Annotated in this window: 16 protein-coding genes; 6 read left to right on the top strand and 10 right to left on the bottom strand. The window is 41.3% G+C overall.

Features of this window, described 5'->3' with window-relative positions; translation table 11 throughout:
- Positions 1–47: 47 nt before the first annotated feature.
- Together FK004_RS04050 and FK004_RS04045 are read left to right on the top strand one after the other, a co-directional pair.
- A complete protein-coding gene (locus tag FK004_RS04050) occupies positions 48–968 on the top strand; it encodes a PorP/SprF family type IX secretion system membrane protein (protein WP_108735839.1) in 921 nt (306 codons plus the stop codon).
- 18 nt (positions 969–986) lie between these two features.
- A complete protein-coding gene (locus tag FK004_RS04045; RefSeq protein WP_108735838.1) occupies positions 987–2,858 on the top strand; it encodes an OmpA family protein in 1,872 nt (623 codons plus the stop codon).
- 126 nt (positions 2,859–2,984) lie between these two features.
- Here FK004_RS04045 and FK004_RS04040 read toward each other — a convergent pair whose 3' ends face one another.
- The 6 genes from FK004_RS04040 to FK004_RS04015 all read right to left on the bottom strand — a co-directional run bounded on the left by FK004_RS04040 (position 2,985) and on the right by FK004_RS04015 (position 9,636).
- On the bottom strand, positions 2,985–3,917 hold the full coding sequence (locus tag FK004_RS04040) for an alpha/beta hydrolase family protein (protein WP_108736104.1): 933 nt from the start codon (positions 3,915–3,917) through the stop codon (positions 2,985–2,987).
- Between the two features lie 2 nt (positions 3,918–3,919).
- Positions 3,920–4,429, bottom strand: coding sequence for a DUF6141 family protein (locus tag FK004_RS04035; RefSeq protein WP_108736103.1), 510 nt, complete (start codon positions 4,427–4,429; stop codon positions 3,920–3,922).
- 6 nt (positions 4,430–4,435) lie between these two features.
- Entirely contained in the window at positions 4,436–5,038 is a 603-nt protein-coding gene (locus FK004_RS04030) for a hypothetical protein (RefSeq protein ID WP_108736102.1), read from the bottom strand.
- A 10-nt stretch (positions 5,039–5,048) separates the two neighbouring features.
- A complete protein-coding gene (locus FK004_RS04025) occupies positions 5,049–5,336 on the bottom strand; it encodes a DUF2089 family protein (protein WP_108736101.1) in 288 nt (95 codons plus the stop codon).
- A gap of 93 nt (positions 5,337–5,429) precedes the next feature.
- Positions 5,430–6,830 (bottom strand): DUF5689 domain-containing protein, encoded by a 1,401-nt coding sequence (locus tag FK004_RS04020; protein ID WP_108736100.1) that lies wholly within the window; start codon positions 6,828–6,830, stop codon positions 5,430–5,432.
- A gap of 4 nt (positions 6,831–6,834) precedes the next feature.
- Positions 6,835–9,636: a carboxypeptidase-like regulatory domain-containing protein gene (locus FK004_RS04015; protein ID WP_108736099.1), complete on the bottom strand. Its 2,802-nt coding sequence runs from the start codon at positions 9,634–9,636 to the stop codon at positions 6,835–6,837.
- A 135-nt stretch (positions 9,637–9,771) separates the two neighbouring features.
- Here FK004_RS04015 and FK004_RS04010 point away from each other — a divergent pair, with 135 nt between their 5' ends.
- The 4 genes from FK004_RS04010 (at position 9,772) to amaB (ending at position 14,631) form a co-directional block, all read left to right on the top strand.
- Positions 9,772–10,872: an endonuclease/exonuclease/phosphatase family protein gene (locus tag FK004_RS04010; RefSeq protein WP_108736098.1), complete on the top strand. Its 1,101-nt coding sequence runs from the start codon at positions 9,772–9,774 to the stop codon at positions 10,870–10,872.
- 103 nt (positions 10,873–10,975) lie between these two features.
- Positions 10,976–11,515, top strand: coding sequence for a 3-hydroxyanthranilate 3,4-dioxygenase (locus FK004_RS04005; RefSeq protein ID WP_108736097.1), 540 nt, complete (start codon positions 10,976–10,978; stop codon positions 11,513–11,515).
- Between the two features lie 133 nt (positions 11,516–11,648).
- Positions 11,649–12,923: a DUF2130 domain-containing protein gene (locus tag FK004_RS04000; protein ID WP_108736096.1), complete on the top strand. Its 1,275-nt coding sequence runs from the start codon at positions 11,649–11,651 to the stop codon at positions 12,921–12,923.
- Between the two features lie 160 nt (positions 12,924–13,083).
- Positions 13,084–14,631, top strand: coding sequence for an L-piperidine-6-carboxylate dehydrogenase (amaB, locus tag FK004_RS03995; RefSeq protein ID WP_108736095.1), 1,548 nt, complete (start codon positions 13,084–13,086; stop codon positions 14,629–14,631).
- A 69-nt stretch (positions 14,632–14,700) separates the two neighbouring features.
- On the opposite strand, the gene FK004_RS03990 is transcribed toward amaB, so the two are convergent.
- The 4 genes from FK004_RS03990 to FK004_RS03975 all read right to left on the bottom strand — a co-directional run bounded on the left by FK004_RS03990 (position 14,701) and on the right by FK004_RS03975 (position 18,289).
- Positions 14,701–15,657 carry an L-histidine N(alpha)-methyltransferase gene (locus FK004_RS03990; RefSeq protein WP_108736094.1) on the bottom strand — a complete coding sequence of 319 codons (957 nt, stop codon included), beginning with the start codon at positions 15,655–15,657 and terminating at the stop codon, positions 14,701–14,703.
- A 6-nt stretch (positions 15,658–15,663) separates the two neighbouring features.
- Positions 15,664–16,812, bottom strand: a complete 1,149-nt coding sequence (gene egtB, locus FK004_RS03985; RefSeq protein WP_108736093.1) for an ergothioneine biosynthesis protein EgtB — start codon at positions 16,810–16,812, stop codon at positions 15,664–15,666.
- A gap of 167 nt (positions 16,813–16,979) precedes the next feature.
- Complete coding sequence (locus FK004_RS03980; RefSeq protein WP_108736092.1) at positions 16,980–17,537, bottom strand: autotransporter outer membrane beta-barrel domain-containing protein; 558 nt, start codon at positions 17,535–17,537, stop codon at positions 16,980–16,982.
- A gap of 23 nt (positions 17,538–17,560) precedes the next feature.
- Positions 17,561–18,289 carry a metallophosphoesterase family protein gene (locus tag FK004_RS03975; protein ID WP_108736091.1) on the bottom strand — a complete coding sequence of 243 codons (729 nt, stop codon included), beginning with the start codon at positions 18,287–18,289 and terminating at the stop codon, positions 17,561–17,563.
- Positions 18,290–18,526 lie beyond the last annotated feature (237 nt).

Below are 18,526 nucleotides of genomic sequence, written 5' to 3'. Positions count from 1 at the left end.
CGATTATTCGGAAGGGATTCTCCAGGCGATAAATAATAAATATCAAGATGAAGAAAATATACCTCACCGCCCTGATAGCATTAACGGCACTCTTAGATGCACATGCGCAGCAGGATCCACATTATACGCAGTATATGTATAATATGAACGTGATAAACCCGGCTTATGCAGGCTCGAAGGAAAACTTAGCTGTTGGACTTTTGTACCGTAAGCAATGGGTTGATATCGAAGATGCACCAACCACAGGAACAGTTTCGATTCACAGCCCAGTTGGGAAGAATGTAGGATTGGGATTATCGGTTATCTCCGATGAGATTGGTCCTGTAAAAGAGAACAATGTATATGGGGATTTCTCGTATACATTAAATTTAGGCGGGGAACACCGCTTGGCTTTGGGTATTAAAGCAGGAGCTACATTCCAGAAAATCGGGCTTAACAGCGAGGTAGCGGGAACGCTTCCAGTACCTACGGATGGCGCCTTTGCAGAGAATACCAGCACCACGCGGTTTAATGCCGGAGCGGGATTCTTCTACTATACCCAGAAATACTATGTTGCCCTTTCGGTGCCTAATATGATCAAATCCGCGCATTTGGATTACAACGGGGTGGAATATGGCTCAGAAGTACAACATTACTTTTTAACGGGAGGTTATGTATTTGATTTATCAGAGAATACAAAATTCAAACCGTCTTTCATGCTTAAATCAGCCTTTAATGCGCCTACATCTTTGGATGCCTCAGCGAATTTCATGTTTTTTGACAAGTTTGAGATCGGTGCTACCTACCGAATCGATGATTCCTTTGGAGGTATGGTGAACTATGCGATCACCCCGAACTTACGTATTGGTTATGCTTATGACCATATCGTTTCTGACCTTAAAGTAACAACGCCAGCCTCTCATGAGGTGATGTTGTTGTTTGATTTGAACTTCCCTAAAAAGGTCTCCCGTTCCCCACGATATTTCTAATCTAAAGCAAAGCGAATCATGAAGAATTTATATATTACTCTAAGTTTTGTGTTGGCGGGCAGTATGTCCTTAACGGCACAGAACAAAGACACGGCCAAGGCCGATAAGCTGTACAACCGATTTGAATATGTTGATGCAGCGAGTGAATACCTTAAGCTAACCGAGAAAGGTAAAGGCGATGCTTATGTTTACAAACAATTGGGAGAGAGCTACTACAATGTTTTCAGCACGACAGAAGCGGAACGTTGGTATGGGCAGGCTATCAAAGCCGGAGTTCAGGATGCGGAGACGTATTTCCGTTATGCCCAGATGCTCAAAGCCAATGGCAAATACGAAGAGTCGAACAAGCAGATGCAGCATTTTGCGAGCTTAGTGCCCAACGACCAGCGTGCTATTGCCTTTAAGGCCGAGCCGAACTACCTTCCTGCGTTATTAAAAAAGACGAAGCAGTACACGGTTAAAGGGATTGAGATCAATAGTGAGTACTCGGACTTCGGACCTGTATTGGTTGACAAGACGCTGTACTTTACCAGTGCGCGCAATACCAGCCGTAAGACCTACGGATGGAATGACCAGCCTTACCTTGATATCTACCAGTCTACGTATAACGAAGACGGTACGTTCTCCAAGGCAGAGCCAGTGAGTGCATTGAACAGTAAATACCATGATGGTCCTGTAACAGTAAGTGCAGACGGTAAGACCGCTTATTTCTCGAGTGAGAGCTTTAAAGAAAAGCTGTATGAGAAAGACAAGAAAGCGAATACCCGCACAAGCCAGGTGAACCTTTTCAAGGCGACACGCAGTGGAGACCAGTGGGGTAACATCACGCCACTTCCATTTAACAGCAAAGACTACTCAGTGAGTAACCCAAGCCTTAGTAAAGATGGCAAGACGTTGTACTTTGCTTCGGATATGCCGGGCAGCTTAGGGGATTCGGACATCTGGAAAGTAGAGATTAAGGCTGATGGCAGCTTTGGTACCCCGGAGAACCTGGGTAAGAAAGTGAATACGGAAGCTAAGGAAAGCTTCCCATTTATCGCGGACAACGGAGTATTGTACTTTGCCTCTAACGGCAGGCAGGGCTTCGGAGGCCTTGATGTTTTCTCGATAGATCTTGCCAAAGGCAAGGAAGCGGTGAACATGGGTAAACCGGTTAACAGTGAAAAGGATGACTTCGGGTTTAGCTTCAATACCGCTCAGAATGTAGGATTCTACGCGAGTAATGTTGGAGGTAACGATGATATCTATAAAGCGACTCCAATTTGTGATGTTGAAGTTTTAGCCACAGTAACAGACTCCAAAACAGGCAGGACGTTATCGGGAGCTACAGTTTCGATATTAGATGAGAAGAAGAGTGTGGTAGGAACGGAAACAAGCCAGTCGGATGGTAGTGTAGAATACCGCGTGGAATGTGATAAGGCATATACGATCCAGGTGAGTAAACCAGGGTATGAGAATGGCACATTTGCGGTAGCAAAAACCAAAGGCGGAGAGCTCAAGGTAAACGCACCGATCAACCCGATAGAGGAGATCATCAAGGAAACGGAAGTGGTACTTAATGATATCATCTTTGAATTCGATAAGAGCAACATCACCAGAGAAGGAGCTTATGAATTGGACAAACTGGTAGAGGCTATGAAGGCCAAGCCCGAGATGGTGATTTTGGTAAAAGGGCATACGGACAGCCGTGGATCGGATGAGTACAACTTAAAACTTTCGGACAGGCGTGCTAAGAGTACGGTACAATACATTTTATCGAAAGGTATCGCTAAGGGCAGGATTTCCGGTAAGGGAGTTGGCGAGAGTGAGCCTAAGGTAGATTGTGGTGATAACTGTACAGAGGAACAGCACAAGCTGAACCGAAGATCAGAATTCCTGATTGTAAAATAACCTGCATCCCGCATACCAAAAGAGCATCCTGAAAAGGATGCTCTTTTTTTGTTATAAAGATTGGTTATAAAACAAATCTAAAGTGTATCGACCTGGATTTTCCTGCTGATTAAGGGACTGATCCGCTTAAATTTTACTAACGAAAACTGTAATTGCTTCTATAAGTTCAGGCATCACAGGAAGGTCAGGATTGCTATAGGAGCTTTGGTTTTCATTGCTATCCCCTTTTATGTCTTTGAAAATATGATTCATATTGGTAATGATTTTTAACTGGCTGTCGGGTTTCGCTTTATGGAGCAACTCTGCTTCGGAGACGCTGACTTGTATGTCTTTTGTCCCATTAATCAATAATACGGGAATTTTTAGTTTTTTGATTTCAGACTGGGGATCATATTTGATCCACGAAATCATATAAGGCTGTACGCTTAGTCGGAAAAGAGAATTCAATGCCGGGCTAAAGTTGGCAACTGTTTCCCCTTTTTTGAGTTGGGCTAAAATACTCTTGGTTTCCGGAAGTAACATGGGGGCTCTTTCCGCAATTTGGTCTGCCAGGACTGCGTCAATAGGCCGGCCGGCGCCGGCGAGCGAAATAAAACCCGCTGTTGTGCGGTGTGCTGCCGCTACCATTCCTACCAGGGAACCTTCACTATGTCCTGCAATAATAATATTTCGATAGTGTTTCTGATTATTGAAATAAGTAACTACAGTTTCCGCATCGTGTATAAAATCATCAAAAGACAGTTTCCTCTCATCGATGGGGCCTTTTAGTGCCATTGCAAAAAAACGTTTGTCATAACTGAAAACAGCTATTCCTTTTGCAGCCAATTGTTCTGCCAGGAATTTTAAGGAATTATTGTCCATCCCGGTCTGATTGCCATCTCTGTCGGTAGGGCCTGATCCGGCGATAAGGATAACTAAGCTCTTTGGAGTTCCGGCTGTGGGAAGGTATAAGGTACCGTTGAGAAGCTCATTTACTGCGATTTCCTGAGTTTTTACAGGCTTGTCCTGTGCTTGTGTTAATGAGGCGATAAGGAGGCAAAATAGCCATAGTTTTTTCATAATCAGTTAGGAGTTGGTTGTTTTATTTTTGAAAGTGCTTTTTGAAGTCCTTCGGAATTTTTGGTGCCAATTAATAGTTTATGGCCATCCCTAAATTGGATTTGTAATCCTTGGTTGCCGGAAATATTATAAGCCCTGTCGTTCGAATAACCTTTGATGCCCCAGCCCCCATATTCCTGGGTTGCATTGTATTTTCGTATCGCATATTCGCTAATGCTGTCCCAGCTATACCGTTTCGGTTTTCGATGGAAAGGGAAAAAACGGATCTGAATGCTATCTTGTGTAATTTGGGTATCCATCCGCACGAACAGAAATAAAACAACAAACGAAGTATAGAGTATAGTGCTGATGATAAGCATGATGTCGGTCATCGGTTTGTCACCATAGGGCTGGCCTATAATGAGCTGAACATACAATCCGTAAAGGAATATACTGTAAATCCCCAACAATAGTATCCAAATCCACCATTGGCGGAAACGTTGTGTTTCGGAGAAGAGGATCGTTTCCTTCATTTTTTCTTAGTTGAATGGGCTATAAGCCAATAAGATCCGGGAAAGAATATCACCAAGGATGAGTGCTCCGGCAAAATAAAATTTGTGTGCCGTAGTTTTAGTGTTTACCGCTACTTTAAATCCCTGATAGAGCAATACAATAAACCAGATTAATAGCAGTATGGATACAAATGCAAATACGAGTATTACGATGAGTGTCCCAAGAGGAATATCTGGATTTGCAACAGTTAAGTTTTCGGGTCCGGCAAATTTTAGAAGTGCTTCCTGAGTATACTCCATAAAATGGCCAATATTAGCAAAGAGCAATAAATATTGTGGTATCCGGGCGATTAAGACAGTATTGAGAATATCAATTGGGCGTGTTTTTCTATTGATAATTTTTCCAACCCCAAAAAGACTCAGGAATAGTGACAAACAAATCAGGAGTGTATCGCTAAAAGCCTGTCGGATACTGACCACATTCACATAAGAAAGATGCAAGGCAGCATCAAAACGACCGGTAAAAGCATAGCTTAAAAAGCCACCTGCGAGAGTAGCAATACCACCAATCAGCAGTAGTTTTTTTTCATTGTATTTTTCAAAAGGATTAAGAAAGGTGCGATAGTTCATAATTCAGGATTTATAAGGGGTTGTCTTTCGTATGGAGTAGTGTAATACGTTCGATCATATCATCCAGTTTATTACGAACGGTGGGATAGCTATTTCCCATTTTTGTAGCCATTTCTTTGAGGCTACCGCTCGAAAGTAGAAACTGCAGGATGAACTGCTGTTCCTCCGGATTGAGTTGTAGCAATACCGGAAGGACGTAATTTCCTGATACTTTAGTCTGGCAATTCATGCAGGATAATTCGGAAACACATAAGGATTCGGAACAACTGGGACAATGGATGGGCAATTTAGGTATCATATCATTTATTTATAATTCAAATATAGAAATAAATATAATTTAATTATTGTTTAACAATGTTTGTTTTTAAATTCATATAATCAATAATTGAGTTCATTCTATAGTGAAATGATCCATATAAATATCATAATTACTATTGTTCCCAATTTTTAAAGAAAATAGAGGATTAGTAAGTAGTGTCGTGTTTAGATCTGTCAATGACTGAAGGTCTAAAGTAATGAGCACCCATTGTCCCGAAGTCGCAATTGTCCCATTGTACTTGTTAGTGTTTTCATTTGTCAGGGTTGTATTAGTGGTGATGTCACGAAGGTTGAATTTGTAATAGCTTCCATCCGTTTTATAAAGATTGATGGAGAAACTTTTGGCAGCGCTTCCTTTGAGGTAAAATTTTATTTTTGAATAAGTGGAAGGAAGATTTATGTTTGGGAAAGCGGTAAATACAGTCGTAGTTGCGCTTTGTGCATTGGTAGTGAGATGCAGGCAATTGCTATCCTGAAATCCTGTTCCAATGCTATGTTGTAAAAATTCCGGTAAAGAGGAGCCGATTATAGCAGTTAAAAAACCATTGAAATTCTCGAGATTGCCATATGGAAAAAGATAATGGCCTTCGCTATCGGGTTCCTCAGGTGTTTCAGGATCAGGATCTGTAGGAACGACAGGTGCTTCCGGAGTTTCAGCTATTGTAAAACGGGGTTCCGTAAGCGTAAGATCAGAGGCATAGCGGGGAGTGAGTTGATATTCATTATTGTACCGGGTGAGTATGCCGCGTATCGAGCCACTTTTGAATGCTACTGCTGTGGTGGCATAAGAAGCAAATGAACTGGTTTTTAAAATGATTCGGTTGCCCAGGCTGTCGGTAATGGGGTGCCGCGTATCAAGGCCAAAAGTATTCTCCGGATTATAATAAGTTTGCCCTAATACACTTTCTATAAATTGCACCTTTTTTAATGTTACTAATTTTCCAATCAAAGTGCTGTCCGGTGTATTGAGATCCATAGCAGTGCTAATCGTGGATTCAATGACACTGTAGCAGGATTTGGTAATGTGTTTTTTATATTGTGGAGTGCTAATAGGGAGGCTGTTTCCATCAACTGCACTTGCGATTTTAAGAAGGTCGTGCTGCTTTTCGATATAAAGCCCTTTCAGATGGATGTATATTTTTTGTCCTATTCTGTATTCTGTAAAAAGGCTGATATCATCAAGTAAGAGGCAAAAGCCAATTTCATAATCCAGGGAAAGCAGGAAAAGGGTCTTGAAAAAATGCCCTTCTTTATCACTTGAAACTACGTAGGCTTCAATAATATCATCTTCGGTTTGCAACTGAGGAATAGCAGTCGCCAAATCCCATAACTCACGGACAGTTTTGGTAGGAACACTATTGGGTTCAATGCAGTCCAGTGTGGGAATTGAATATTCATTATCCGTAGTACACTCGTTACTGGCGAGTAAAATGAATAGTCCCAGGCAAATCAATTTTAGGTACTGTTTTTTCATACGATCAAAAATTTATATAAAGGTTTAGAAAAAAGGTTCTTCCGTTGTTGTACGAATATTTGGGGCCAAATGCACGATTTGGGCCTGTTAGGTCTTGGGTAAGTTGTGAATAGGTTGCATTTCGGGGTTGTTCAAATCCACCATTTCTATAACTCGTATTGAATAGGTTATTGACCATGGCAAAACACCCAATGGTTAATGCCGAAATTTTCCAGGATTTACCGCCAATAAGATTAAATAGTGTAACGGGATCCAATCGCTGCTGCTGTAAAATGCGTCTGGCATACGGCCAATCGAAGTCCATTGCATTCGTGCTTTCAGAAGTAAAGTGTTTAGTCCGCGACAAAGGTGTGAGCGCAATATAATGATGGGATACATGATACGTATTGATTCCAATCCACCAAAATTTCGGATCCCGGTATTCTAAACCTATGGAATAAGCTTGTTGTGGCATTCCGGGTTGTTTGTAATGCTGTAATGTAGCAGCACCAAAATCGGCAAATGAAGGTTGTGTTTCTGTACTGATTTTTATATTAGGATTGCTATCATAAGTATATTCACCATAAGCCGCGGTAGCCATTAATTTCAGGGTTTGGGTTAGGGCGTATTCTACACCCAGTTCTACACCCAGATTTTTTTTCGCCAGGCCAGTGATCAATTCCGTAACAAATGCATCAGTTGGTTTAGTATTATCTAATAGTGAAATTCCTTCGGTAAAATAGAAGGCAAGAGCTGTTATATTGGAGATGCGTGAAAAATAGCCGTTCAGGCGTAATTTCCATTGTCGGGTCTGAATCTGGTAGCCAGCATCAACCGCAGCCACAGTTTCATTTTGCAAATTTTCTATAACGTTACTGTGCCGTATGACTGGAAATACAGATGCAAGTGTGGGTGCTTTGCTGTAATAGGTGCCATGAAACTGAAGGAATTGTTTTCCGGAGTATTTGTAGGTGATACCGCCCTTAAAACCGAAAGTATCAAAAATAACTTTTGGGCTTTTACCTTTTGACGTAAAGGGATAATTCCCATTGCGGTAATGGCCTTCTCGTTGGTAGTGTGACCGTAGAAATTGCTGACCGATATAAAAGTCAATATTGGGGTACTTGAATTGAAATTGGGAAAATAAAGTTAGGGCTCCGGAATTTGTGGTATAATGATAACCAAATTTGTCTCCGATGCCCAGACTTCGGTTCGGATTATCCAAATTGGGTTGTTGTTGATCGCCGCTTAAAAACGGACTGCTATCGGTATAGGAATGACCGCCCAAAAGATCCACGAGTTTCTGATAATTTTCTGAAGAAAGAAGCTGTAAGGCTGCTGCGGCACTAAAAGAAATAGTTTCGGATAAACGTGATGTGAATTGGGTATTGGCACTCAGTTGCCGGTTATGAGTGCGGTCTTCATAGAGCACTACGATGCTTTCTCCAGCGATTCTTCCATATTCTTTTCCTTCACTGTCAGTTTGCGGGACGGTGTTGCCATAAATCAGCTGATCCCAATCCAATTGTTTATTTTCGAAGAATTGATTGCGGTTGCTTTCTGCTAAAGCCTGGTTTTCGGGGGTATTTCCTACATAGTCCCCGGAAGCGTTATGTAACGTTGAATAATAACTGGGCAATTTCCGGTAGTGTACCGGATCGGGACTTTTGGCAATCCCGGAATTCAGGCCGCTATTCCCAGTAGTAGTATAGTGATACGCAAAGCCTGAATTCAGATGATTGTTATTGTTGATTTTCCAGTAATGATTTCCAATAAGCAATAACGATTGGTTAGTCCGATATCTTGAATTTCTTTTGCTTCCGTTTTGATAGCCCCAATACGAATTATACTGTCTACCTGCAAGTGTGGTGACTTCTTCTGTGTTTATTGAATTTTTCTCCCGGTATAATTGTGTATAAGCGGTGGTTAGATTAAAACTGTGACGGGTATTTATTTTTTTTTCGATGCTGGAAAAGAAAGCATTGTCACGGTTGGCTGTATCATCGAAGTAGCCGCTATTGGCCCATTGCCTTGTGGCGGAAACGGTAAATGACCAACCTCTTTTGTCAGGAGCATAACTATGGGTTGCTGCTGTCCGCCAATTGTAACGGGAAGTACTGGCTGTAAATGAAATTTTGGATCCCGGACGGTAAGCCGATGCCCTGGTGCTTATAAACTGACTCCCCTGAATCCCACCAAAAGTATAGGAAGTGGGGGAAGAACCGGTACCGTATTCCTGCTCCCGGGTTACATCATTAAGACCGCTCAAAGGGATCCATTGTGGCCTGCCATCGTTCAGGCTGTTCATGGTGATACCATTGAGTGTCACTGTCCCGTATTCGGAATCCAGTCCCCTTATTTTAAAACGAGCCTGGCCTGTGGTGAAAAAACTAACTTGTGTAAAGGCATCTTTTGATGCACCGAGTAATGCGGGTGTGGTTTCGGAGGCACTATGTTCTCCTTCAAAATCACTTTCCGTAAGGCCAATAGTGCTATTTTGTTGCTCAGCAACAAAATCTTCTTCTAACATTATAAGCCCAAGGTCAAGCTGGAGTAATCCCTCAGGCTCCAATGGGAGCAACTGGGTCTTATAGCCATTACTCCGGCATTGGAGCATAAGTTTTTCAGTATAATTAACCTGTAAGGAAAAGTAACCTTTGGTATCGGTAAACGTAATTGTATTGGTGTTGTGAAGTTGTATTATTACCTGCGCTAAAGGGCCTTTGGACTGGCTGTCAATTACTTTTCCGTGGATGGTAATCGTTTGTTGGCTTATAGCCTGATTAGCAAATAGTAACGATAGGAGGATGAAGATCTTTTTTTTCATAACCGATTCAATTAAAAAGTTATTTTATAAAAAATACTGAAATCTTAACAATATGTAAATTTAAATTATTTAATAGTCTGATTTATATTCGTAAACACGTTTTGTTAAATATTCATAAATAAATTCTATTTTAAGATGAAAAATATCAGAATAAGACTTTTTTTGTTGCTTGTTTTTGTTTGGATAACAGCTGTAGCGCAAAAAACAACATTTACAAACCATACTATTGCGTTCTATAATCTTGAAAATCTGTTTGATACTATTAATGAGGCAGGGATAAAGGATGATGAATTTACGCCCCATGGCAAACAACATTGGACCCCGGAAAAATACATCCAGAAATTACAGCATCTCAGCACCGCCATTCGACAGATTGGGACAAATGCGGAACACCAGCAGCCTCCTGTACTTGTGGGGGTTGCAGAGGTCGAAAACCGGACTGTTTTGGAAGACCTGATTCGGCAACCGGAGCTGATCTCTCAGAATTATGGGATCGTCCATTTCGACTCCCCGGACAGGCGTGGTATAGATTTGGGTTTGCTGTATCAGAAACAGTATTTTAAACCCACCAGTTATGCCAGTATTCCAGTGTTGATTTATGAAAAAGCAGCACTTCGGTCAATGCCAAAAAAAGAAAAACAATTCAAAAATAAGTCCGGTACCAGTCGGGATTATAGGATTTATACCCGTAATATACTATTGGTCACCGGATTTTTGGAAGGGGAGGAAATTAGTATCATCATCAACCATTGGCCCTCCCGTTATGGAGGCGTCAAACGCAGTGCACCTTACCGGATGGCAGTTGCGCGGCAAAACCGGAAAATTATTGATTCCCTTCAGAAAGGCAACCCGGATGCCCTTATTATCAATGCAGGGGATTTTAACGATCCGCCCCACAGTGAAAATATTAGGAATGGGCTAAAAGCAAAATCAGAACGTTCCCAGGTTGAAGCGCTGGATTTGTATAATCCTATGGGAGCATTAGCCCAAAAAGGATTTGGAACACTGGCCTATCGTGATGTTTGGGAAGTTTTTGACCAGATTATGGTTTCAGCACCTTTTCTAAGCCCGGGATATGAGTCCTGGCATTTTTGGAAGGCTGGTATTTATAATCCTTCTTTCCTGACCCGGGCGGAAGGCCGTTATAAGGGATATCCGCTCCGGAATGCTAATGGAGATGCAGGCTATAGCGATCACTTTCCGGTCTATATCTATCTGGTACGGCTAAAAAAGTAATGTAAAAGGATATCTGAAGCATAATCCGGAATCACGATTTATGCTGCTTTTTCTTTTAGTCACCATTAAAAATCAGTAATTTTATGCACCAAAAATCAGTATCATGGCAATAGCAAAACCGTTCAATCTTAATCAATGGATTAATGATAACCGTCACCTTTTAAAACCACCGGTTGGTAACAAAAACATCTATGTCGAATCTGACGATTTTATTGTAATGATCGTTGCTGGGCCTAATGCCCGTAAAGATTACCATTATAATGAAACCGAAGAATTGTTTTACCAGTTGGAAGGCAGTATCAAAGTGGTTATACAGGAAGACGGGGAACGCAAGGAAATGGAACTGCATGCCGGAGATATGTACCTGCATCCCGGAAAAGTACCGCATTCACCAGTGCGTGGCGAAGGATCCATAGGACTTGTGGTAGAACGGAAACGCGCCGGAAAAGGCTATACCGATGGATTGTTATGGCATTGTGAAAACTGTAACCATAAATTATATGAAGTCTATTTTGAACTGAAAGATATAGAAAAGGATTTTCTGCCTCATTTCCAGCATTTTTACAATTCAAAAACGCTGAGAACCTGTACAAAATGCGGAACAATAATGGATACCGATAAACGGTATGCCCTAAAAAGATAAACTGGAAAATGGGCTTTGAATGCCTGTTGCCTGATTTATACCTGTTGCTGCTTCCGGATGCTACATGTACCCGGGCAGTTCTGAATTTACTACACCATTGCAGCAGTGCTGCCAATCAAAAATATAACGTTATATGACCAATCAATCTTCTGTACAATGCCCGAATTGCGGTACATCTATCGATGTCAATGATATTCTGACGCATCAGATTGAAGATACGCTACGCCGGGAATTTCAACAAAAACTTAAAGAACAGGACCATCAGTGGGAAGCTAAAAATGCAGCTTTGGAAAAATCCAAGGAAGAATTTGAAGCCAAAAAGAAAAAGGAAAATGAGCTTTTCCAGGAACGTCTGGAGCGGGAGAAAAAAGAGGTGGAAAAAACAATTACGGCCACATTAAAAGCTCGGTTGGAAGAAGAAAGCAAAGACCGCATCCTGTTGATGGAGAAGGAGCTTACCGAAAAATCGGATAAGATACGGGAACTGAATAAAATGGAAGGTGAAATTGCACGATTGCAACGCGAGAAATCAGAAATGAAGGAAGCGATAGAAGCAGAAGCGCAAAAGCAACTCAATGCGACACTAACTGTAGAAAAGGAAAAAATCCGGAAACAGGAAGATGATAAGAATGAGTTGCGATTCCGGGAGATGCAAAAACAACTGGAAGAGCAGAAAAAACTCACCGAGGAAATGAAACGCAAACAGGAGCAGGGCTCCATGCAATTGCAGGGCGAGGTAATGGAATTGGCTATTGAAGAATGGCTTACGGGAAATTTCCCATTGGATACCATCGATGAAATTAAAAAAGGGGCCAATGGTGCAGATTGCCTGCAGACAGTTAATACCCGAGAAATCCAGAATTGCGGTTCCATCTATTATGAAAGCAAACGAACCAAATCCTTTCAACCGGCCTGGATTGAAAAATTCAAAAATGATATCCGGGATAAAAAAGCCAATTTAGGCGTATTGGTTACAGAGGTATTACCGGGTGATATGCAGCGCATGGGCATGAAAGAGGGTATCTGGATTTGTACCTATGAGGAATTCAAAGGGCTGAGTGCAGTATTGCGGCAGTCTTTGATCCAGGTCAACCAGGCGGTGCAATCCCAGGAGAATCGGGGGGACAAAATGGAAATGTTATATGATTTCCTGACCAGTACCGAATTCCGTTTGCAGATCGAAGGTATTGTAGAAGGCTTTTCACAAATGCAGGAGGATCTGAACAAAGAAAAAAATGCCATGAAACGAATCTGGACCCAAAGGGAAAAGCAAATCGATAAAGTGATTAAAAACACATTAGGCATGTACGGTTCCATCCGGGGAATTGCCGGTAATGCTGTTCAGGCTGTAAAAGCATTGGAACTCGATGCCGGGCTGGATGAATTTGAAGACGACGATAATAGCTAACACTAATGGAAATGAATGCGTTTTTATTGATGAATAAAAATTTTATGCTGGTTTAAATCAAAAAAACGTACGATTCTAGGCAATAAATTAGCAATGCATTAATTACATCGAAAAAAATAATATATTTGTAAATATAACAATAACAAACTAAAACGTTACAATGGCAACAGTTTCAGACCAATTTGGTATAAAAGAAGCCCTACAACAACTGGGTATTAAAGAAATAAATGAAGGAACCTCTACCGGTTCGACTACCTATGCGAACGGTAATATAATTGAAAGTTATTCTCCGGCAGATGGAACTTTAATTGCAAAAGTAAAAACTTCTACAAAAGAGGATTATGAAAAAGCAATGCAAAAAGCATCCGAAGCATTTTTGGAATGGCGCATGATCCCTGCTCCTAAACGTGGGGAAATTGTACGTCAGATGGGAGATGAACTTCGTAAGTTCAAAGAGCCTTTAGGGAAATTAGTTTCTTACGAAATGGGTAAAAGCCTTCAGGAAGGTTACGGTGAAGTTCAGGAAATGATCGACATCTGTGATTTTGCCGTTGGATTATCCCGTCAGTTGTACGGTTTGACCATGCACTCTGAAAGACCATTACACAGAATGTATGAGCAATGGCATCCGGTAGGAACAGTTGGAATCATTTCAGCATTCAACTTCCCGGTAGCTGTTTGGAGCTGGAATTCTATGTTGGCTTGGGTTTGTGGCGATGTTTGTATCTGGAAGCCAAGTTCTAAAACACCATTGTGTGGGATTGCTTGTCAAAATATTATAAAAACCGTCCTGGAACGCAATAATGTACCAGAAGGTGTAAGCTGCCTGGTGACTGGAAACGAATCTGGAGATCTTATCAATAATGATAAACGTATCCCGTTGGTTTCTTTTACAGGATCTACCCGTATCGGACGCCACGTCTCTAAAACCGTTGCAGAACGTTTTGGAAATACAATCCTTGAATTGGGCGGAAATAACGCAATCATCGTTTCAGAACACGCTGATATCAGTATGGTATTAGTAGGGGCTGTATTTGGTGCTGTTGGAACTGCCGGACAACGTTGTACTTCTACCCGAAGATTGATCATCCATGAAAGTATCTACGATAAAACAATCAGTGTATTGCAAAATGCATACGGTCAGTTACAAATTGGAAATCCTTTGGATGAGAACAATCACGTAGGGCCACTGATCGATAAAGGAGCGGTAAACGATTATCTTAAAGCCATTGAGAAAGCGAAAAAAGAAGGCGGAAAAATCCTGGTTGAAGGTGGTGTTGTAGAAGGCGCAGGATATGAAAGTGGCTGTTATGTAAAACCTTGTATCATCGAAGCGGAGAACCACTTTGAAATTGTACAGGAAGAGACATTTGCACCAATTTTGTATGTGATGAAATACACTACGATTGAAGAGGCAATTGCTTTACAGAACGGAGTGCCTCAGGGATTATCATCTTCGATCTTCACTAATAGTATGCGTGAAATGGAATTATTCTTGTCACAAGCTGGTTCTGATTGTGGTATCGCCAATGTAAACATCGGTACTTCAGGAGCGGAAATCGGTGGTGCTTTTGGTGGTGAAAAAGAAACTGGTGGTGGTCGTGAGTCCGGATCTGATGCCTGGAAAGCCTACATGAGAAGGCAAACGAATACCATTAACTATGGTACACAATTGCCTTTGGCACAAGGAATAAAATTTGATCTATAGTCTATAGTATCACGGTATTAAAAGGCTTCTTTTCACTGCGAAAAGAAGCCTTTTTTTATGGTGTAGGGTTTATTTCTCCCATAAGCTATCGGTGAAATAGTGCCGGCAATCCAGGAAGTTTTCCACCACTTTAAAATTCAGGCTTTCTGCCAGATCTGTGATTTCATTAAGACTGTATTTTTTAGAAAGTTCAGTCCAGATCATTTCATCCTTTTCAAAGGTAAAGGTGGTGTCCAGTACTTCGCTGTATACATATTGCAGCTTCAAACTCGTCAGGTAACTGTTGACTTCGCCATTTTCGGGATTGTAGTGGCAGTAAAAATCAAACTGATCCAGCGCAATATCCATTTTCAGTTCATTGTTCATGCGCTTTAGCAGGTTCATGTTAAAGGCTTTTGTGATGCCATGCGGATCATCATACGCTTTTTGTATGATTCGTGGATTTTTTTTCAGATCCAGTCCCAGTACCATCTTATCACCTTTCTTCATTCCTTTGGCAAATTTTTCCAGTAAAGCATGTGCTTCATCCGCTTTGTAATTGCCTAAATTCCCCCCGAGGAATAAAAAAAGATTTGGTGCCTTTGTAGCGGATAATTCATTTAAAACATCAAAATAATCGCCGGTTTTGGGCTGCATATCGATGTTGGGTAGTACTTTAAGGATATTGGCCTGGAGGATGTCATTGGCTTCCTGCGAAATATCAATCGGGATATAGGTAAAATCGGCGGCTTTATTCAGGAAGGCTTTTAGCAGTTGTTTGGTTTTAAAGCCATCTCCGGATCCAAACTCCACAATGTTGAATTTCTGAGAGAAATTAAGGCGGGACAGAATTTTTTCCGATTGCTGGGACAGGATTTCAAATTCGCAATTGGTCGGGTAATATTCGGGCATATTCATGATTTGCTGGAAAATATGGCTTCCCTCATCATCATAAAAATATTTGGAAGATAAATGTTTCCTTTTTGCGGTCAATCCGGCTAATATATCGTCTGCAAAGGCAGTATCCGTCGTAGTAGTTGTACTCATGTTATATTAAATTTTGACTAAGCGGATGGCGGTAAATTGCCAGCGTTCGTCGGTATGAAAAAAATTTCTATAGGTCTTTCGGCTGTGTAAAGGGGATGTGGCACAGGAAGCCCCACGAAGTACCATCTGATTGATCATGAATTTGCCATTATACTCCCCAATCGCACCTTCCGGTTTTTTAAAATTCGGATACGGCAGGTAAGCACTGTTTGTCCATTCCCACCGTTTGCCCCAGTCCAACTGGTCAGCTGCAATTTCCCATTCGAATTCTGTTGGGAGCCGCATATTTTTCCATTCGGCAAATGCTGCTGCTTCAAAATAACTGATATGGGTAACGTAGGCATCGGGATGAACCGTTTCCAAGCCGCTCAGGGTATAATGATACCATTCATTTTCAATGTGATGCCAGTAAAGGGGAGCTTTAATCTGGTTTTCTGTAACCCAGGCCCAGCCTTCGTCCAGCCAGTATTTAAAATTAGTATAACCACCAGCAGTAATAAATTCCAGGTATTCCCGGTTGGTAACCAGGGATTTGGAAATTTCAAATTCAGCAAGGAAAACCTTATGCCTCCCGTGCTCATTATCAAACGAAAACCCATCTCCAGTATGGCCGATTTCATAAAGGCCTTCACTGATTTTTAAAAATCCGGAATCTGAATTTTCCTGATTTTCCCAATGGATCATTTCGTCGTATACCGGAAAAATGGGGTTATGTCCTAAAATATATTTGATGTCGGTGAGTAATAATTCCTGATGTTGTTGTTCATGGTGTAGCCCAAGTTCCACCAGTTCCTTAAGTTCTTCCGATTTCATTTGAAGCAGGAGATTCATGTGCATATCGACATAGGCCCTGTATTCGTAAACCTGCTGTACACCGGGGCGTGTGATATTGCCGCGATCAGCCCGGAAGACTCTTTTGCCGACCGTGTTGTAGTAACTGTTGAACAGAAAGCAAAAATCAGCATCGAAGACCTCATAATCCGGAACATGTTCCTTTAATATGAATTGCTCAAAAAACCAGGTAGTATGTGCCAGATGCCACTTTGGGGGGCTCACAAAAATAGCGGGCTGTACGACAAAATCTTCCGTTTGCAACGTTGAACAGATCTTCTCGGTATGGTTCCTGACGGAGGTATAGTGTTCTGAAATGCTCATTGTGGGTCGGTTTTAAGGCTGAAATTTTAAGAATATCTAAGATAAAAAATAAATAAAAGCCGGTTCGTATATTAACTTCAATTTACGATTTTAAACCATGCAAATCCAATCCGGAAAGCGCAATATAAAAAAAAGACCAGCGCTAAACTGGTCTGTATAGGGTGAGGTTAGAATCGGTACCCGACACTAAATCCGGCATTGAATTCTACCGCAGCGAACCGGTCATCGACTTCTTTGCTGAAATTGCGACCAATGTTGGCATAGGGACTGATGGTGAATTTATTTTTAAAGACCCATTTGTAACCCACACCCAGCCCGATAATAAAACTATCCATGTCTGTGGTGACTTCTGTTGGTACAGTTGTCCCGTTGATGGTGTAATCTTTTATTTCCTTATGGTCGCCAAAACGGTATTTTAATAAGGGGGATAGTTCCCATCCGGAGCCATTGTTGTCCGAAGACAAGTAAAAATTATAGGATAGTGCAACACTGTTTGTGTTGAATTTTCTGCTGCCTACTTCACCGGTATAGGAGAAACGGTCATTGATGAATACCTCGACCCCAATTGACTGGTCTGCATCTATAAAATGTTCATAGCCCACTTCGACGGAACCTAATACAATGGTGTTGAATACGTTCAGCTTAATTTCGCCTGTAGGTGTGTCCTGGGCTTTTGTTGTGGTCACGCCAAGGCATAACAGTATGGCAATACATATCTTTTTCATAATTGTAGTTAAAAATTGGTATTCTAATTTCGTCCGTTTTCGTCCGGATATAAAACGGGTAATGGATCGCTTTGCCAGTATTCTTTGGTATCGACATCCATAATGGTTAAAGGGCCTTTAAAAGCAGCACCGGTGTCGACATTCCAAACGGTAGCCATTTGTACCGGAACCGTTCTTCCGATTCGTGTGACCGGGGTATGCCCTATAAAGACTTCGCGGTACAACCGAAAGCGCTTCGGATACATGGGATCATCCGGAGTTAATTTTTTATCGAGGGCTAATGCGGTTTCCCAAAGGGTTCTTTCCCAATAAAACATGGCAGGGAAATATTCAAAATCGACTCCGTTCATATTGGTGAAACCCGCATGTACAAAAAGCCGGTTCTGTTCATCAAGATAATAATCATTTAGCCCTTCCAGAAAAGCAATATGCAATTGTTTTTGTGCTTCACTCACCTTTTCGTAAGCTGTTATCGTGGCTTGGCCGCCATGCTGGAACCATTGTGGGTTATCAGTTTTATGCCCGAGCCATTGGGTGAGCAGGTCATCGTGATTGCCTCGTATAAAAACACAGGTATGAGAAGATTTTAAAGCCATCAAAAAGTCGAGCACCTGAGGGGATTGGCTCCATCCGTCTACATAATCGCCCAGAAAAATCAATTTGTCTTTTTCAGTAACTGCGGCACGTTCAAGAACTTGCTGCAAGGCTCTCAATCCTCCGTGGATGTCACCTATTACGTATGTTTTACCCATCTTTTGTATAAAAATTGAATAACAAAAATACATAAAAAGGCATTAGCGGGGTTTATATTAGGATTTGATTAAGAAGAAAATTTGTAAGAATAAAAAGTTCAAAGTGCGGAATTATAAATGACAATTATCTATTTTTGGCAACGATTGCTGTTTTAAATAGCAAGAATTTAAGAAAAGGGCTATCAGGTCGATCCTGATTCCGGGTTTTTGTTTGCTTTAGTGTAATTGAGTTCTAAT

The organism is Flavobacterium kingsejongi (assembly GCF_003076475.1).
GTDB classification, from domain to species: domain Bacteria; phylum Bacteroidota; class Bacteroidia; order Flavobacteriales; family Flavobacteriaceae; genus Flavobacterium; species Flavobacterium kingsejongi.
Note: the sequence above shows the minus strand (reverse complement) of the source record. Positions and strands in the feature narration are given on the sequence as shown.

Bases quoted from the DNA above. Each gene is read 5' to 3' on its own strand.
- FK004_RS04045 (WP_108735838.1), top strand. From the start codon at position 987: ATGAAGAATTTATATATTACTCTAAGTTTTGTGTTGGCGGGCAGTATG.
- FK004_RS04020 (WP_108736100.1), bottom strand. From the start codon at position 6,830: ATGAAAAAACAGTACCTAAAATTGATTTGCCTGGGACTATTCATTTTA.
- FK004_RS03975 (WP_108736091.1), bottom strand. From the start codon at position 18,289: ATGGGTAAAACATACGTAATAGGTGACATCCACGGAGGATTGAGAGCC.
- FK004_RS04035 (WP_108736103.1), bottom strand. From the start codon at position 4,429: ATGAAGGAAACGATCCTCTTCTCCGAAACACAACGTTTCCGCCAATGG.
- FK004_RS04015 (WP_108736099.1), bottom strand. From the start codon at position 9,636: ATGAAAAAAAAGATCTTCATCCTCCTATCGTTACTATTTGCTAATCAG.
- amaB (WP_108736095.1), top strand. From the start codon at position 13,084: ATGGCAACAGTTTCAGACCAATTTGGTATAAAAGAAGCCCTACAACAA.
- FK004_RS04040 (WP_108736104.1), bottom strand. From the start codon at position 3,917: ATGAAAAAACTATGGCTATTTTGCCTCCTTATCGCCTCATTAACACAA.
- FK004_RS04005 (WP_108736097.1), top strand. From the start codon at position 10,976: ATGGCAATAGCAAAACCGTTCAATCTTAATCAATGGATTAATGATAAC.
- FK004_RS03990 (WP_108736094.1), bottom strand. From the start codon at position 15,657: ATGAGTACAACTACTACGACGGATACTGCCTTTGCAGACGATATATTA.
- FK004_RS04050 (WP_108735839.1), top strand. From the start codon at position 48: ATGAAGAAAATATACCTCACCGCCCTGATAGCATTAACGGCACTCTTA.
- FK004_RS04010 (WP_108736098.1), top strand. From the start codon at position 9,772: ATGAAAAATATCAGAATAAGACTTTTTTTGTTGCTTGTTTTTGTTTGG.
- egtB (WP_108736093.1), bottom strand. From the start codon at position 16,812: ATGAGCATTTCAGAACACTATACCTCCGTCAGGAACCATACCGAGAAG.
- FK004_RS04030 (WP_108736102.1), bottom strand. From the start codon at position 5,038: ATGAACTATCGCACCTTTCTTAATCCTTTTGAAAAATACAATGAAAAA.
- FK004_RS04000 (WP_108736096.1), top strand. From the start codon at position 11,649: ATGACCAATCAATCTTCTGTACAATGCCCGAATTGCGGTACATCTATC.
- FK004_RS04025 (WP_108736101.1), bottom strand. From the start codon at position 5,336: ATGATACCTAAATTGCCCATCCATTGTCCCAGTTGTTCCGAATCCTTA.
- FK004_RS03980 (WP_108736092.1), bottom strand. From the start codon at position 17,537: ATGAAAAAGATATGTATTGCCATACTGTTATGCCTTGGCGTGACCACA.